The following is a 15,604-nucleotide window of genomic DNA, read 5'->3' as shown; positions in this document are numbered from 1 at the left end:
CTTTTAGCTTCTCTGATTAAAAAGGCATCCCTATGCCAAACTGTATTTGTGAAATCGAATATTTATCTGGCGCATTGGTGATGGCATAATTGCTCTTTAAGCGGTTTCTCCCCTCCCTATCAAACCAATATTTCACTACATATTGATCGTCTCCGCGGAACTGCGGGTCTTTGAACTTGAAACCTGCATCTAAACGGAACACAAAGAAAGAAACATCAAACCTTAAGCCCAAGCCTACACCTATTGCAGTTTGCTCAAACAGTTTATTAAACTTCAGTTGTCCGCCATCTAAACCATTATCACGCAGTTGCCACACATTACCAAAATCAATAAAGGTGGCGCCTTTCACCTTAGAGCCAATAAAATTTTTGATCAGCTTAAAGCGGTATTCGATATTGCCCTCAAACTTAACATCGCCCAACTGATCTAAGTTACGCAAGTTGAAGCGCGCCGAATCTGACGCCAAAGAAGCTCTGTTATAATTCCCAGGCCCTAAAGTACGCGCCTGCCAAGCCCTAATACCGCTAGAACCACCTGCAAAAAAGCGTTTATCAAAAGGTAATGATTTTACGTTTCCGTATGAATAGCCCACTCCAGGGTTTACCCGAACTACCAATTGCCGCTCGCCCCCGAAAGATTTGTAAAAACGCACATCAGTTTCCAGTTTCACATATTGATAATAAGGAACACCGAAAAGCAGTTTTTGACCGTCGCTATTGTACTTATTAGACAGCTGCGCAGCTAAAGCCGCACTATTGCCACCAATTTCTGCCGTACCAGAGAAGAAAGTAAAATTATTATAGGTAGTTAGCTTGGGCAGGTTAACGGTGTAAGTATAATAACTGCTAGATAACAATTGCGACCGCAGCGTAGACAGGAAGAAAGCATTTCCCTGGCTGATGAGCAACTGTGCTAAATCTGCACTGATTAAAGCGTTTGAGTAAGAGATATTTACCGGCGTAAAAGAATGCAGTTTGTATTTGGTTTCAACCCAATCATAAGTGAGGTTGAAGCCCAAACTTTTACGCAGGTAGCTTTGTGTTAAACGATAATTTTGATACGAGCTAGCGATACGCGTATGCGGGATACCGTTGCGGCCGGATGAACGAATGTTAAAAGGCGTAATCAATCGCGGGAAACTTAGGCTAACGCCCACTTGGAAATCACGGCTCAGCAACCTGTCGGATAAAGAGCCATCCACATTTTTATCAAACTGCACCCCGCCCCGCAACTTCACCTCAAACAGTTCGGCACCGCCAAAAAAATTACGGTTTTGATAGGTTAAACCGGCATTTAAACCTGTAATGCTCGAGTTAAAAGTGTACTCTCCATCTAAACGGTTAGATTTTTTCTTTAGCGGAATGATATCCATCAAGCCAACCAATTCTCTTTTGCTGCTGTCTTTTGATTTTGCAAAATCAACACTAACGCTGCGGAACGCATTTAAATCAAAAAAACGCTGCGTGGTTAAATCGGCATTGCTGATGTTATAGATATCGCCCTTATCTAAATAAATATAATCAACAAACTTTTTGGGCTTAAAAAAATGGGAGTAATCATAAAATCGGTATTGCGAATCTATCACCACGGTATCCCGGTCTTGGCGCGGATGCGCAATAATCCCCGAGCTAGGCTGTATCCGCACATAAGTGTCTCCTAAAGTATAAATAGGATGTTTGGCTAAGCCCGGCGGATTTAAAATCGCAATTTGTATATCTGCCACCCCAGCGTTAAAATTGGTGTCAACCGTTGGCCTCATGTACTGGCGCACAAAATCGTAATAGCCATTTTGTTTCATTAACAGATAAATTTGCTCGCGCTCAAAAGCAATACTGTCTGTATCATAACGCTTACCCGAATCTATACGCGTAAAACTTTTTCGGTTGTTGAGGTAAATTTCTTTTACGGCAGAATCTGCCACGTCGAAACTGATATTTCTGAACTTAAACTCGGTGCCGGGAATGGCGGTAAAAACAACGTGCGCTCTTTTATTTTTGATACTGATGCTGTCTTTGACTTTGGCATTTAAGTAACCTTTGATGTTTAAAAATTTTTCAATTTGATTGCGAGAAATTTCCACTAAAGAGCTATCCAGTAAATGGGGCGCTTCCCCTATTTTAAGCTTCCCTTTACGGCTAAAAGTGTTATAAAGCCAAAGGTTAAACGGAGAATTTGGGCGGATATCTAGTGCAACAAAATCCTCAGCTTGGTCTGCAAATGGCTCGTCCACACCATTAATGGTAAGCTTGGTAACCAACGCTTCATCTTTAGATAAACGCTTTGTTGACCTACAGCCTAAAGCTATAAACACAAAAAAGGTTATTATTGCAACAGGATAATATCGATATGATTTCAAAGTCTCAAGTCAGTTTTGTTAAGTCCCTTCATCAAAAAAAATACCGAAAAGAGCATCAGCTTTTCATTGTGGAGGGCTATAAAGCCGTGTCAGAATTTGCACAATCTGATTTTGGCATAGATTCTATTTTTTATACGCCCGATTTTTCTGCAAAAGTGGCTAATTTATCTAATAAACGAAAAGATTACGAGCTTAGCCCAACCGACTTAAAAAAAATTAGCTTGTTGCAAAACCCTCAGGGCGTACTGGCTTTGGTTCAAATGCCCGAAAACCAAAAATTGCAAGCCGAATTTGATGATTTGGTTTTGGTGTTGGATGGCGTGCAAGATCCCGGCAACCTGGGCACTATCATCCGCACGGCAGACTGGTTTGGTTTTAAACAGTTGGTATGTTCTGAAGATTGCGTGGAGGTTTACAACCCGAAAGTAGTGCAGGCAACGATGGGTTCTTTAACACGTGTTAAAGTTAACTACCAAAATTTAAACGAGCTTTTTGCAGCACACCATTTACCTAAATATGGAATGCTACTAAACGGCGAAAATATTTTTAACACAGTTTGGCCACAAAAAGGGTTCGTAGTTTTAGGAAGTGAAGGAAATGGCATTTCTGAGGGTTTACTGTCCAGCATCACACATCCGCTAACTATCCCCGGCGGGCAAAACACAGAATCTCTGAACGTTGCCATTGCAGGCGCCATCTGCTGTGCAGAAATACGCAGAAATAAACTTAAATAAGTTGGCTTGTTTTAAAATTTTACTATTTTTGCATTCCTTAAAACAAAGGGTCGAGTGGCCGAGTGGCTAGGCAGAGGTCTGCAAAACCTTCTACAGCGGTTCGAATCCGCTCTCGACCTCGTTTAAAAGTTTAATTAATTAAAAAGTCATGGCAGTAACGCGTTTAAAAAGAAAAGACAGAAGAAATAAAACAACTTCTCGCCTAGAAGTTCAGTTCTTAAAAAACGCTACCAATGTTGAAAACGGTAGCCGTTCCAGAGAACCAAAAAACAGTCAGATTATTAAAAACAACGAAGTTTTAGCTTCATTGTCTAAATAAAGTTTTTCTTTATCGAGCAAATCCTGTTTATCGGCCGGTAAACAGGATTTTTTTTGTGAAAATTTTATTATTAGCTATGAGATGAAGGGATGAACTTACCTAAATGATCTCTCTTTATACCTAATACTTATTACTCGATACTTACTACTTGATACTCCTAATTCCTAACCAACTAACACCTAACACCTACCCTCTATCCAAAAAAGGCCTCATTAAAATTTACATAAAAAAGCTCTTTGGTGGCACGGGTTGTGGCCGTATAAAGCCAGCGCAAAAGATCAACATTCAGCATTTCTTCGGTTAAAAAGCCTTGGTCGATAAAAACCAAATCCCACTGCCCGCCTTGCGCCTTGTGGCAAGTTACGGCATAAGCAAATTTAATTTGGAGTGCGTTGTAATAAGGATTGGTCTTAATGGCTTCTAAACGTTCGCGCTTAGTTTCTAAATGCTCATAATCTTTCATCAACTCTTCAAAAAGTACCTTTTGGCGTTCGTAAGGTAAGTTTGGCGATTCTACATACAGCGTATCCAGCATCACTTTGCAAGTCAGAGGTTCCTCATCAATATCAGCAAACAAAATCTGTACATCGGCAAATCTAAATCCGTAAGCTTCGTGGATATTTTTTACCCGCATTACCTCTCCAATATCACCGTTTGCTATAAAACCGCCTTTTTCTTCGGCCAGCCAGAAATAATTGTTTTTAACCACCATCACCAAATCACCACCGCTAAGCTCGTCTTCGCGCCATAATATTTGGTTGCGGATGCTTTGGTTGTACATATTGGCATTTTTGTTAGAGCGGCAGATGACTAAGCAGTTTTCTACGCCGTACTTACCATAGGCATAGTTTAAACCCTCCACAATGCGGTCGCCCATCATTTTGTAAACATCTTTAAAGCCTGCACTGGTTAGGGTTGGGAAAGCCTCCGCGCCTGTTCGGACCAACTCTCTGATGTTGGTGGCGTTATATAAAATACCCGAGTCTTTTTGTTGCCGCACTACATCGCTCAGCTCTACCGCTGTGGCATCCAAATCAAACTTTTGCAAAAAGCTTTTTGACAAGGCCGGGCTCTCTGATGAGCCTACCGGTGGCAATTGTGCCGTATCGCCCACAAATATCAACCGGTTGCGGTGCGGATTGTACACGTACGTAATTAAATCTTCCAATAAACTGGTGCCGCTGTAATCCGTAGGTTCATCGGAAATCATCGACGCTTCATCCACAATAAAAAGTGTGTCTTTATGCAAATTTGGCGATAAGCTGAAGTGCATATCTGGCGCTAAAGCCGATTTTTTACGGTAAATTTTCCGGTGTATTGTACTTGCTTCTTTGCAGGCATAGCCGCCCAAAACTTTGGCCGCACGGCCGGTTGGCGCCAGCAAAACCGTGCGTATGCGGTACCTGGGCAAAATGTTGATGAGTGCACTTATTACAGTAGTTTTGCCAGTACCGGCATAGCCTTTTAAAATAAAACAGGGATACTCGTCTTCGCGACTTAAAAACCGATCGAGCGCTGTAAACAAATTGCTTTGTTGAGGTGTAGGTGTGTGCGGGAAGTTTTTCGCCAGATCCGTTGCGATGCTCATTGTTTCAAATTTCGCTAAAAAAGCATCGCCTTACAGATAAATTTTTACTTTTGTTAAGCATGAACGAACAGGCACAAGCACAAGTTGAGGATTTTGACATTACGCAGGCAAAAACGCACGAGCTGTATTTAGAGGTAGGTGCTAACTATTTCAAATATGCCGTAGTTAATCCGGAAAATAAAGCCGTTCGCCTGTTATCGCACAAAGCATCTAATTTGTATAACGGCCTGCATGATGATTGGCTGCGTTCGCACTTTGCGAAGACCAAAATTAGCCTAAGCAGCCAAAAGTTCACTTTTGTTCCCAGCGCATTATTTCATGAGTCTGCCACACAAAATTTCGTGAAATACATCGGCGCTACAGACCATGATGAGGTTTGTGTGCACCATTTAACCGATGCCCAGCTCACCATAATTTATGCACTGCCCAAGTTGCAACTGGATAAAATACATCATTACTTTCCTAATGCCGAGATTTACCCACAGATTGCACCTTTATTTAAAGGAATAAATTTTGGGTTTTCTCAAATCTTTGGCAAGCAGATTTTTATCAATTTAAGAGATACTTACGCCGAAATTTTAATTATGGCCGATAAGCAGTTTGTGTTTTATAACCTGTTTGAGTATCAGAACCAAGACGAACTGCTGTATTTCGCTTTGCTTTGCGCCCAAGAAAACGACCTTAAACCCGCAAGCACCACTTTAAAAATAAGCGGACTGCTTGGCGCGGATAGCGAACTAATGCAACGCTTGCAACATTACTTCACGCATACAGAAATGATAGACCAAGACAGCTTACCTTTAAACACCAGCCAGTTTGAAAAACCTATCGTTTCTTCCCATTTCTCGCTTTTGGCTTTGCATTTATGCGGATTGTAGGTGGCAAATTAAAAGGCATTAGGTTTAATCCGCCTAAAAACTTACCGGTGCGCCCCACCACAGACATGGCTAAAGAAGCGTTATTTAATATTTTAAACAACCAGCTTGAGATAGAAACTTTAGCTGTTCTGGATTTATTTAGCGGTACGGGAAACATTAGTTTAGAGTTTGCTTCGCGCGACGCGAAAAAAATCATTTCGGTAGATAAAAATTACGGATGCTACAACTTTTTAAAAAGCACGGCACAGGCTCAAAATCTTAGTCGGTTAAAAGCAGTTAAGGCCGATGTATTTAGGTATTTGGCAACAGAAACTGATAAATTTGATTTAATTTTCGCAGATCCGCCGTACGATTTAAACCGCATACCGGAAATTGCAAAAATTGTGTTCGACAGGAATTTATTAAATACCGGGGGCACATTGATTATTGAGCATCAAAGTATGCAATCATTGGCCGACCATCCTAACTTTGTTGAAAGCAGAAAATACGGATATGCCGCTTTTAGTTTTTTCAAAAATTAAGGCTTACCTTTCGCAGGTTTAAATCAACCGCTAACGCTATGAAAACAGCATTATTTCCCGGCTCTTTTGACCCTATCACTAAAGCGCACGTTGATATTTTAAAACGTTCTTTATCATTATTTGATAAAATTTATGTGGGCGTAGGAACCAACAGCACTAAAAAATCTTTGCTGAGTGTTGAGCAACGTTTGGCTATGATAAAAGCTGTTTTTGCCGACGAACCCAAAGTAGAAATCATCAGCTACGAAGGTTTAACGGTGAATTTTTGTCGAGAAATTGGCGCTTCGCACATGATCAGGGGCATCCGTACCGTATCTGATTTTGAATATGAAAAAGCCATTGCCCAAATGAACCATGCTTTAATCCCAGATATCGAATCTATCTTTATCGTAAGCAAGCCTGGCTATTCCTCCATCAGCTCTACTATTGTTCGGGATGTATTGCGTTATGGCGGAGATGTGGCACAGTTTGTGCCAAGTCCTGCAATCCCTTTTTTGAAAGAACTGGGTTAATTGCTTTTTGTAGAAAGCAATTCTCCAATTTAACTATCGCAAATCAAATAAATTATCTACACCTAAAATTTTACGCGATAAAAAGCCCTCGGCATGGTCCACTTGTATAGACCTGCCGTATTCGCGTGTGCGCCCGATAATTAACTCCATAAACGCAGGGTTCGAAATATAGGTTTGAGGTTCGTCGCTATTTACGCCCTCAACAAAAAACTGGGTTTTATAAGCTCTGATGGCTTCTAGTTTTTGTTCCATAAACTCAGAAATATCTATTACTATATCTGGCTTAATGTAGGTATCTTGTATTAAATGCAACAATAATCTTGGGCGGTGCGGTGCTTGCGGCTTGCCCTGTTCAACAGTTTCAATTTTTTGCAGACCGGCTAAAAAACAGGAATCGTTCACCAATTCGCAAGCACGTCCATGGTCCGGGTGCCTATCGTGGTAGGCATTTGTTACTACAATTTCGGGCTGGTATTTGCGTATGGCAGCAATCACTTTTAGTTGGTGTTCTTCATCGTTTTTAAAAAAACCATCCCTAATCCCCAAATTATCGCGCACATCTAACTTTAATATTTTTGAGGCATGTTCTGCCTCCGTTTTACGTGTTTCTGGTGTTCCGCGCGTTCCCAATTCGCCACGTGTTAAATCAATAATGCCAACTTTTTTTCCGGCTTTTTTATGTTTTAGAATCGTTCCGGCGGCGCCAAGCTCTACATCATCTGGGTGAGCCACAATAAATAATAGATCTAACTTCATCTTATCCTTAGGGATATAATAACAATTTTTTAATTTTCTTTTTTACGCGTGCCGAGTTGGGCTTGGTAAAGGAGTAAAAGAAATCAACAACTTCGCCATTTTTGTTGATCAGGTATTTATGGAAATTCCATCGTGGCACAGAACTGATTGCACCGTTCAAAGATTTATCTGCCAAAAACGAAAAAAGAGGGGAAACATCTTCGCCACGTACGCTTACCTTTTTAAAAATAGGAAAATGCGTATCGTAATTGATGCTGCAGAATTTGGCAATTCCGGCATCATTCAACGGTTCCTGATGCCCAAAATCATTGCTCGGAAAAGCCAGCACCTCAAAACCTTCTGCCAAAAACTCGTTTCTCAATTCCTCCAGTTGGGCCAATTGTGGTGTAAACCCACACTCAGATGCCGTATTTACAATTAATAAAACCTTGTTTCGGTAGTTAGACAAAGGCACTTCTTCGCCTTTAAGGTTTTTAACGGTAAACTGATGAATACTAGGTTTGCCCATATTTACTACTGGTAGCTGTAGTAGCCAGTAGATCTGATGATTGCTTCAATATCTCGCTCCTGGTCCACATCATATTTATTTTTGAGATCGTGCCCAAACAGTTTGGCCACAGACTGCATTACAAAAGCAGATACATTCCCTTTTAAATCGCGCACCAGCTCATAGCTGCTGTGTTGCGTTTCACGGTCAATCAGCTTAATTAAAATTTCTCCTTGCGAGATGGTGAGGTTTTTAACCTCTCGATTAAACAAGTCCTTAATTTCTTTATCGCAATCTTTAACGTATTGCTTTTGCTTACGTTTATCAGAAGTGGTGGCTAAATCGCGCTCTAGTTGGCGGTAGCGCTGGCCAGCGAAACGGGCATAAGGAAGTACTTTTATCACGTTGTACCGCAAACGGCGAAAACGGTCGTAATCTTCTTTAGTAGCAAAGCGCCTATAATCGGCAACTACCACCTCTTTAAGCACAATCCAGGGCATTATTTCGCCGTTAACGTTAATGGCCGCAACACGTATGGTATCATTTGTGCCGGCGCTAACGTAAGTATTTTGTGCCATGCTTAAAGATGCCACAGAAAACAGGGAGCAAAACAGAAGTAGCGCTTTGTTTATCATAATTTTAAGGTACAAATTTATTGCTTATTTATTACTAAAAAAAACAATAAGTAACCCTAAATTCGTTCTTTTGGTATAAATAAATATACACACCGCAACATTAATGAAAGATTACGTAATTGATATAGAAGCCGAAAAATCTGAGATATTAAAAAGATACCGAAAACTATTGCGCGCCTGCAAATCCACCTTAAAAAAAGGCGACAAAAAAATGATTAGGATGGCTTTTGATATGGCGGTGGAAAGCCATAAAGATATGCGCCGCAAATCTGGGGAGCCTTACATTTACCACCCCATTGCGGTGGCGCAGATTGCGGCAGAAGAAATTGGCTTGGGTCCAACCTCTATTGTATGTGCGCTATTGCACGATGTGGTAGAAGACACCGATATTACCTTAGAAGATATTGAACGCGAGTTTGGTAAAAAAGTGGCTAAAATTATCGACGGGCTTACCAAAATTTCGGGCGTTTTTGATGCTAACAGCTCTATACAGGCCGAAAACTTCCGTAAGATGTTACTTACGCTGGCGGATGATGTGCGCGTGATTTTAATTAAGCTTGCGGACCGTTTGCACAATATGCGCACGATGGATTTTATGCCACGTGATAAGCAACTCAAAATATGTTCGGAAACGGCCTATTTATACGCACCATTAGCGCACAGATTAGGTTTATACGCGATGAAATCTGAGCTGGAAGATTTATCCATGAAATATGTGGAGCCAGAGACCTACAAATTCATCGCTAAAAAACTGAACGAGAAAAAAGCGGAGCGAGAAGCATTTGTAAAAGAGTTTATTGGCCCTATCAAAGAAATTTTAGACGAGGTGGGTTTACATGCCAGCGTGGTGGGCAGGCCAAAATCCATCCACTCTATCTGGAATAAAATGAAAAAGAAAGGAATCCCTTTTGAAGAGGTTTACGATCTTTTTGCCATCCGCATTATTTTAGATAGCCCGCCAGAACACGAGAAATCTGACTCGTGGAAAGCATATTCTATCGTTACGGACTTGTACCGTCCAAACCCAGACCGTTTACGAGACTGGATTTCATCGCCAAAAGCAAACGGATACGAATCGTTACATACAACCGTGATGGGCCCCAAAGGGCAATGGGTAGAGGTGCAGATACGCACCGAGCGCATGAACGAGATTGCCGAAAAAGGCTTCGCGGCGCATTGGAAATACAAGGAATCTTCATCAGACAGCGGTTTGGACCAATGGGTGCATAAAGTGCGCGAGCTATTGGCCAACCCAGAGTCAAATGCTTTAGACTTCTTGGATGATTTTAAAATGAATCTTTTCTCTGACGAGATTTTCATTTTTACGCCCAAAGGAGATTTGTTGCAACTGCCTTTAGATGCAACAGCGCTCGATTTTGCTTTTGAAATCCATTCGGACGTAGGCGCAAAATGTATAGGCGCCAAGGTTAACCACAAACTGGTGCCATTATCGCATAAGCTGCAAAACGGAGACCAAGTGGAGGTAATTACCTCTGGCAAACAAACGCCTAAAGAAGACTGGCTCAACTTTGTGGTAACGGCCAAAGCAAAGGCAAAAATAAAATCATCATTAAAAGAAGAAAAACGCAAAATTGCCGAGGATGGTAAAGAGATTTTAGAGCGTAAACTAAAATCGCTTAAAATCACCTACAACACAGATAACATCTTAAAGCTGAGCTATTATTTCAAGCTACCGTCTACGCAAGACGTGTTTTACAATGTAGCCAAAGGTTTAATCGACTTAAAAGATTTAAAGGAGTTTGCCGCATCTGAGAAGAATGTGGAGCAGAAGACACCTGCAGAACACGACTCGGAACATATCCAAAACCTAATTAAGCAGGTTAAGACTAAAGACAGCGATATTTTGCTGATTGGGGAGGATATGCAAAAAATTGATTACAAGCTTGCAAACTGCTGTAACCCTATTCCAGGGGATGATGTTTTTGGCTTTGTTACCGTATCTGATGGCATTAAAATCCACCGCACCAATTGCCCTAACGCCACCAAATTGATGTCGAGCTTTGGCTACCGGATTGTGAAAGCGAAATGGACCAGCCAAAAACAGCTGGCATTTTTAACGGGCTTAGAAATTACGGGTATAGACGAAGTTGGCCTGATAAATAACCTGACGCAAGTAATTTCTAACGATTTTAAAGTAAACATGCGCTCGATAACTATGGCAACTGAAGACGGCATTTTTAACGGGCGGATTATGATTTACGTTAACGATACAGAGCATTTGAATAACCTGATTCAAAAACTCAAAGAAGTGAAAGGCATATCAGACGTTACCCGCTTTGATTCCGAGACGGAAGTAGCAAGTGTAAAAGGCTAAATATGATTTAGCTATATCATAAATTTTAATAACTTTGGCTTTTAATATTCTGTAATGAGCGTACAAGAAACCATTGATATGGTAAAAAAGATTTTCGAGAGCTATCTTGAAAATAAAAATCTTAGAAAAACTCCTGAACGTTTCGCTATACTTGAAGAAATTTATTCCAGAACCGATCATTTTGATGTAGAATCATTATACATCCAAATGAAAAACAAAAAATACCGCGTAAGCAGGGCCACGGTTTACAACACTTTAGAGCTACTTTTATCTTGCGATTTGGTAACCAAACACCAATTTGGCAAAAACATGGCCCAGTTTGAAAAATCGTACGGATTTAAACAGCACGATCATATCATCTGTTTAGATTGCGGTAAAGTGGTAGAGTTTTGTGATCCTCGCGTGCAGCAAATCCAAACCATGATGGGCGATTTGCTCAAGTTTGATATACAGCACCACTCTTTAAATCTTTACGGTAATTGCACCCGTTTGCAAGAAGGTTACTGCGAATCAAAAGAAAACAAAAATTAATTATTTATACATTTCATATCTGACCAAAAATAAATGGCTGTTGATGTTTTATTAGGCCTTCAATGGGGCGATGAAGGAAAAGGCAAAATTGTTGATGTTTTAGCGCCTAAATACGATTTAATTGCACGTTTCCAGGGCGGTCCAAACGCCGGACATACTTTAGAATTTGACGGCAAAAAATTTGTTTTAAACACCATCCCTTCCGGGATTTTTGAAGAAAACACCATGAACCTTATCGGAAATGGTGTGGTGATTGACCCGATTATCTTAAAAAAAGAACTTGATAAATTAAAGGAAGCCGGGCATGATTTGTTGGCTAAAAAGAACTTAATGATTGCCCGCAAAGCGCATCTGATTTTACCTACGCACCAACTTTTAGATGCGTCATCTGAAAAGAAAATGGGGGAAGGCAAAATTGGCTCGACCCTGAAAGGGATTGGCCCGACGTATATGGATAAAACCGGCCGTAACGGTTTGCGCGTGGGCGATATCTTCCTTCCCGATTTTAAGGAGCGCTATAATAAGCTGGTAGCAAAGCACCGCGATATTTTATCACATTACGGAGAGGTTGAAGATTTCTCTGACAGAGAAGCTGCTTTCTTTGACGCTATTGAATTGCTAAAACAATTTCCGCATGTGGATAGCGAACATCTAGTAGCCAAATATTTAAAAGAGGGCAAAAAAGTTTTGGCAGAAGGCGCGCAAGGCACCATGTTAGACATCGATTTTGGCTCTTATCCTTTTGTAACTTCTTCTAACACCACCACTGCAGGTGCTTGTACTGGTTTGGGCATTGCTCCAAACAAAATTGGTGAAGTAGTAGGAATATTTAAAGCTTATTGCACACGTGTAGGTGGCGGCCCTTTCCCCACCGAATTAGAAAATGAAGTTGGTGAAGAACTGCGTAAAGTTGGCCACGAATTTGGCGCTACTACCGGCAGGCCAAGGCGCTGTGGCTGGATCGATTTACCTGCTTTAAAATACGCCATCATGCTAAACGGGGTTACGCAATTGGTAATGACCAAAGCCGACGTTTTAAGCGGTTTCGAAAAGATTTATGCTTGCACACACTATAAATACAACGGCGAAGTAATTGATTATATGCCTTACGATATTTGCAGCATTAAACCAGAGCCAATTTGGGAAGAAATTGACGGGTGGAACGAAGATCTGACCGGGATTCGCCAGCCAAATGAAATCCCAGCGAAATTGCAAGCTTACATCACGTATTTAGAGAATCAATTAGAAGTTCCTGTGAAGTATCTTTCTGTAGGCCCGGATCGCGTTCAGACTTTGACTTTAGGATAATTTAGGATTTTTACATGGCAAAAACGCTCTTCGGATTCTCTGGAGAGCGTTTTTTTTAATGACGCTATTTCTTTTCCCCCACTCTTATCCATTCTGTCCGGTTTATCGCTTTTACTGGTTAACAAAGCCTAACACTTCGACCTATTTAGCTCAACTTCTCGGATGAAACTCTCTAATCGTTTGTTTTAAAAAATCGCGATCCAAATGGGTGTAAATTTCTGTAGTGGTTATGCTTTCGTGGCCAAGCATTTCCTGAACTGCGCGTAAATCGGCCCCGCCTTCTATTAAATGGGTGGCAAAAGAATGTCTAAACGTGTGCGGACTAATGTTTTTCTTTAGGCCGATTTGCAGGGCTAAATCTTTAATTAAAGTAAAAACAGTTGTGCGGCTAAGCTTGCTTCCGCGTTTGTTTAAAAAAATATAATCTTCGTTTCCTTTCGCTATTAAAACGTGATTACGCACTTGGTTTCGGTAAATCTGGATGCTTTTGATAGCTGTTTGGCCTATCGGCACTAAGCGTTCTTTGTTGCCTTTTCCTGTAATTTTCACAAACTCATCATCCAAAAATAAATCAGACAAGCGCAGGTTAATTAATTCGCTTACCCGCAAGCCGCAACTGTACAAAGTTTCTAACATGGCTTTGTTACGTGTGTTTTCTGGCCTGCTTAAATCAAGCGCAGCTATCAGCTCTTCCACCTCGTTTACGCTAAGCACATCGGGCAACTTACGTATTGTTTTGGGGCTTTCTAACAGCTCGGCCGGGCTTTGTTGCAAAAAATCCTCTAAGACTAAATATTTGTAAAATGCTTTAATGCCACTTAATATCCGTGCTTGAGTTGTGGCCAACATCCCTAAGTGATTAATCCACTCCAAAAAATCTTTAAGGTTAGCTTTTTGGATTTCCAAAGGTAGTAGCATGGGTTCTTTTGCGCTGAAAAACTGATAAAGCTTTTCGATATCCCGTCCGTAGGCTTCCACAGAATGCTTCGCCAAAGATTTCTCTAACTTTAAATAATTTGCAAAACCCTTAGTTGCTGTTTGCCAATCCACTTTTTGTTTTAAATATTTTATGATAAGTTTGGGCAATGAAGATACAAATTATCAACGGACCTAACCTAAATTTACTGGGTAAGCGCGAACCAGGGATATACGGCAGCGAAGGCTTCGAACCATACCTAGAAACGTTAAAAAGCCTGTTTCCAGAAATCGAAATTAGCTATTTCCAAAGCAATGTTGAAGGCGAAATGATAAATAAACTTCATGAGGTAGGTTTTGATTATGACGGCATTGTAATGAATGCGGGTGCTTATACCCACACTTCTGTAGCCTTATGTGATGCTATCGCTGCCATTAAAACACCGGTGATTGAAGTACATATTTCTAACGTTTACAGTCGCGAGAGTTTTAGGCACCATAGTATGATGGCGAAAAGTTGTAAAGGAGTAATTACCGGATTTGGTTTAAAATCTTATGAATTGGCTATACGCTCTTTTTTATAAGTCAAAAGGTAGATTAAAAAACCACACAGTGCCATTGTTGCTGATGCAATACAAATGGCACCCCAGCCTTGCCAATCCCAAAACCATAGTCCCAAAGCCGAGCCTAAAGCGGCGCCGATGAAACTCATGGTCATTAAAACGGTGTTTAATCGGTTGCGGGCGGCCGGATTTAATGCGTAAACGCGCGTTTGGTTACTTACATGCACGGCTTGCTGCCCCATTTCTAACAAGATAATTCCAGCAATAAAAGCGAACAAATGGGCGCTAAAAAAATAAAAAACTACCTGAGCTAAAAACAAAATGGCTAAACCATAGCCCACGGCAATACGCGGATTGGCTTTATCGCCAAGCTTGCCTATTAGTGGTGCAGTAAGCGCACCGGCAGCGCCGGCTAAGCCAAATAACCCAATTTGATCGCTCTCGAAGTGATAAGGAGGATTCGCTAGCAACAGCACCATATTTGTCCAAAAGCTGCCAAAAATCATAAAAACAAAAAAGTTGATGGCAGACGCCTCGCGCAAAACATGCTCTTGTTTTACTAAGGAAGTGATAGAGCCCATCAATTTTTTATAATTGCCATCAAAGTTTGGCATACTCTGCGGAAAACGGAACTGAATTAAAAAAACGATGGCTAAACAAATTACGGCAGCAATGTAAAACATGCTTCGCCAGCCGCATAAATCGCCTACAAAACCGCTCAATGTCCGCGATGCCAAAATACCAATCAATAAACCGCTCATAATAATACCCACAACTTTGCCTCTTTGCTCTGGTGCAGATAAATGGGCAGATAAGGGCAAAATAAGCTGGGGTACGCAAGATGCAAACCCAATTAAAAAACAGGCTGCTTGCAGTACTGCAAAACTTTTAGCGCTGGCGGCCATCAGTAATGAAAGTACTGCTAAAATAGTGGTAAAAACAATTTGCTTTCGGCGCTCTAGCATATCGCCTAAAGGCACTAAAAACAATAAACCTACCGCATAACCGGCTTGCGTAAAATAAGAAGTTCGGCCTGCTACGGCAGGACTAATATGAAACTCATCTGCAATTAATACAATGAGCGGCTGGCAATAATAAATATTGGCTACTATAAACGCAGTAGCCACGGCCATAATTAAGGTATCAGATTTTTTTAGTTGCAATGT

General features: G+C 41.0%; 16 protein-coding genes and 1 tRNA gene. 10 read left to right on the top strand and 7 right to left on the bottom strand.

All coding sequences use genetic code 11. From position 1 onward, the window contains the following. Positions 1–16: 16 nt before the first annotated feature. Entirely contained in the window at positions 17–2,311 is a 2,295-nt protein-coding gene (gene tamL, locus BCY91_RS10015; protein WP_245989054.1) for a translocation and assembly module lipoprotein TamL, read from the bottom strand. A gap of 35 nt (positions 2,312–2,346) precedes the next feature. Here tamL and BCY91_RS10010 point away from each other — a divergent pair, with 35 nt between their 5' ends. The 3 genes from BCY91_RS10010 (at position 2,347) to BCY91_RS10000 (ending at position 3,409) form a co-directional block, all read left to right on the top strand. Next, the gene (locus tag BCY91_RS10010) at positions 2,347–3,090 is read left to right on the top strand and encodes a TrmH family RNA methyltransferase (RefSeq protein WP_120181804.1); all 744 of its coding nucleotides are present in this window, start codon (positions 2,347–2,349) and stop codon (positions 3,088–3,090) included. 48 nt (positions 3,091–3,138) lie between these two features. Further along, positions 3,139–3,209, top strand: a tRNA-Cys gene (locus BCY91_RS10005). Between the two features lie 29 nt (positions 3,210–3,238). Then, positions 3,239–3,409, top strand: a complete 171-nt coding sequence (locus tag BCY91_RS10000; protein WP_120181803.1) for a spore protein — start codon at positions 3,239–3,241, stop codon at positions 3,407–3,409. 193 nt (positions 3,410–3,602) lie between these two features. On the opposite strand, the gene BCY91_RS09995 is transcribed toward BCY91_RS10000, so the two are convergent. Continuing rightward, positions 3,603–4,997: an ATP-dependent DNA helicase gene (locus tag BCY91_RS09995; protein WP_120181802.1), complete on the bottom strand. Its 1,395-nt coding sequence runs from the start codon at positions 4,995–4,997 to the stop codon at positions 3,603–3,605. A 59-nt stretch (positions 4,998–5,056) separates the two neighbouring features. On the opposite strand from BCY91_RS09995, the gene BCY91_RS09990 reads away from it, so the two are divergent. From BCY91_RS09990 to coaD, 3 genes are read left to right on the top strand one after another with little or no spacing between them, the layout of a single operon-like run. Beyond that, positions 5,057–5,875 (top strand): DUF3822 family protein, encoded by an 819-nt coding sequence (locus BCY91_RS09990; protein WP_147387933.1) that lies wholly within the window; start codon positions 5,057–5,059, stop codon positions 5,873–5,875. Next, positions 5,863–6,396 (top strand): RsmD family RNA methyltransferase, encoded by a 534-nt coding sequence (locus BCY91_RS09985; protein WP_120181800.1) that lies wholly within the window; start codon positions 5,863–5,865, stop codon positions 6,394–6,396. The genes BCY91_RS09990 and BCY91_RS09985 overlap by 13 nt, the downstream gene beginning before the upstream one ends. A gap of 38 nt (positions 6,397–6,434) precedes the next feature. Then, the gene (gene coaD / locus BCY91_RS09980; protein WP_120181799.1) at positions 6,435–6,908 is read left to right on the top strand and encodes a pantetheine-phosphate adenylyltransferase; all 474 of its coding nucleotides are present in this window, start codon (positions 6,435–6,437) and stop codon (positions 6,906–6,908) included. 33 nt (positions 6,909–6,941) lie between these two features. Here the strand turns inward: coaD and bshB1 are convergent, their stop codons facing one another. The 3 genes from bshB1 to BCY91_RS09965 are packed head-to-tail and all read right to left on the bottom strand — an operon-like array spanning position 6,942 to position 8,786. Further along, complete coding sequence (gene bshB1 / locus BCY91_RS09975; RefSeq protein ID WP_120181798.1) at positions 6,942–7,664, bottom strand: bacillithiol biosynthesis deacetylase BshB1; 723 nt, start codon at positions 7,662–7,664, stop codon at positions 6,942–6,944. A gap of 7 nt (positions 7,665–7,671) precedes the next feature. Beyond that, positions 7,672–8,172, bottom strand: a complete 501-nt coding sequence (locus tag BCY91_RS09970) for a glutathione peroxidase (protein ID WP_120181797.1) — start codon at positions 8,170–8,172, stop codon at positions 7,672–7,674. A gap of 5 nt (positions 8,173–8,177) precedes the next feature. Beyond that, complete coding sequence (locus BCY91_RS09965; protein WP_120181796.1) at positions 8,178–8,786, bottom strand: DUF4294 domain-containing protein; 609 nt, start codon at positions 8,784–8,786, stop codon at positions 8,178–8,180. A gap of 103 nt (positions 8,787–8,889) precedes the next feature. Here BCY91_RS09965 and BCY91_RS09960 point away from each other — a divergent pair, with 103 nt between their 5' ends. The 3 genes from BCY91_RS09960 to BCY91_RS09950 are packed head-to-tail and all read left to right on the top strand — an operon-like array spanning position 8,890 to position 12,960. Next, positions 8,890–11,121: a RelA/SpoT family protein gene (locus BCY91_RS09960; RefSeq protein ID WP_120181795.1), complete on the top strand. Its 2,232-nt coding sequence runs from the start codon at positions 8,890–8,892 to the stop codon at positions 11,119–11,121. A gap of 54 nt (positions 11,122–11,175) precedes the next feature. Further along, positions 11,176–11,652 (top strand): Fur family transcriptional regulator, encoded by a 477-nt coding sequence (locus BCY91_RS09955; protein WP_120181794.1) that lies wholly within the window; start codon positions 11,176–11,178, stop codon positions 11,650–11,652. A 33-nt stretch (positions 11,653–11,685) separates the two neighbouring features. Beyond that, positions 11,686–12,960 carry an adenylosuccinate synthase gene (locus tag BCY91_RS09950; protein WP_120181793.1) on the top strand — a complete coding sequence of 425 codons (1,275 nt, stop codon included), beginning with the start codon at positions 11,686–11,688 and terminating at the stop codon, positions 12,958–12,960. A 150-nt stretch (positions 12,961–13,110) separates the two neighbouring features. Here the strand turns inward: BCY91_RS09950 and xerD are convergent, their stop codons facing one another. Then, on the bottom strand, positions 13,111–14,010 hold the full coding sequence (gene xerD / locus BCY91_RS09945; protein ID WP_120181870.1) for a site-specific tyrosine recombinase XerD: 900 nt from the start codon (positions 14,008–14,010) through the stop codon (positions 13,111–13,113). 35 nt (positions 14,011–14,045) lie between these two features. On the opposite strand from xerD, the gene aroQ reads away from it, so the two are divergent. Next, positions 14,046–14,459: a type II 3-dehydroquinate dehydratase gene (gene aroQ, locus BCY91_RS09940; RefSeq protein WP_120181792.1), complete on the top strand. Its 414-nt coding sequence runs from the start codon at positions 14,046–14,048 to the stop codon at positions 14,457–14,459. Here aroQ and BCY91_RS09935 read toward each other — a convergent pair. Beyond that, on the bottom strand, positions 14,429–15,601 hold the full coding sequence (locus BCY91_RS09935; RefSeq protein ID WP_120181791.1) for an MFS transporter: 1,173 nt from the start codon (positions 15,599–15,601) through the stop codon (positions 14,429–14,431). The two genes, aroQ and BCY91_RS09935, sit on opposite strands and share 31 nt — an antisense overlap. Between the last annotated feature and the right edge of the window lie 3 nt (positions 15,602–15,604).

Source organism: Pelobium manganitolerans (assembly GCF_003609575.1).
Taxonomy (GTDB): Bacteria; Bacteroidota; Bacteroidia; order Sphingobacteriales; family Sphingobacteriaceae; genus Pseudopedobacter; species Pseudopedobacter manganitolerans.
This window is presented reverse-complemented; position numbering and strand designations above follow the sequence as displayed.

Excerpts from the sequence above, each read along its gene's own strand:
- BCY91_RS10010 (WP_120181804.1), top strand. The coding sequence starts at position 2,347 with ATGATTTCAAAGTCTCAAGTCAGTTTTGTTAAGTCCCTTCATCAAAAA.
- BCY91_RS10000 (WP_120181803.1), top strand. The coding sequence starts at position 3,239 with ATGGCAGTAACGCGTTTAAAAAGAAAAGACAGAAGAAATAAAACAACT.
- BCY91_RS09995 (WP_120181802.1), bottom strand. The coding sequence starts at position 4,997 with ATGAGCATCGCAACGGATCTGGCGAAAAACTTCCCGCACACACCTACA.
- BCY91_RS09990 (WP_147387933.1), top strand. The coding sequence starts at position 5,057 with ATGAACGAACAGGCACAAGCACAAGTTGAGGATTTTGACATTACGCAG.
- BCY91_RS09985 (WP_120181800.1), top strand. The coding sequence starts at position 5,863 with ATGCGGATTGTAGGTGGCAAATTAAAAGGCATTAGGTTTAATCCGCCT.
- coaD (WP_120181799.1), top strand. The coding sequence starts at position 6,435 with ATGAAAACAGCATTATTTCCCGGCTCTTTTGACCCTATCACTAAAGCG.
- bshB1 (WP_120181798.1), bottom strand. The coding sequence starts at position 7,664 with ATGAAGTTAGATCTATTATTTATTGTGGCTCACCCAGATGATGTAGAG.
- BCY91_RS09970 (WP_120181797.1), bottom strand. The coding sequence starts at position 8,172 with ATGGGCAAACCTAGTATTCATCAGTTTACCGTTAAAAACCTTAAAGGC.
- BCY91_RS09965 (WP_120181796.1), bottom strand. The coding sequence starts at position 8,786 with ATGATAAACAAAGCGCTACTTCTGTTTTGCTCCCTGTTTTCTGTGGCA.
- BCY91_RS09960 (WP_120181795.1), top strand. The coding sequence starts at position 8,890 with ATGAAAGATTACGTAATTGATATAGAAGCCGAAAAATCTGAGATATTA.
- BCY91_RS09955 (WP_120181794.1), top strand. The coding sequence starts at position 11,176 with ATGAGCGTACAAGAAACCATTGATATGGTAAAAAAGATTTTCGAGAGC.
- BCY91_RS09950 (WP_120181793.1), top strand. The coding sequence starts at position 11,686 with ATGGCTGTTGATGTTTTATTAGGCCTTCAATGGGGCGATGAAGGAAAA.
- aroQ (WP_120181792.1), top strand. The coding sequence starts at position 14,046 with ATGAAGATACAAATTATCAACGGACCTAACCTAAATTTACTGGGTAAG.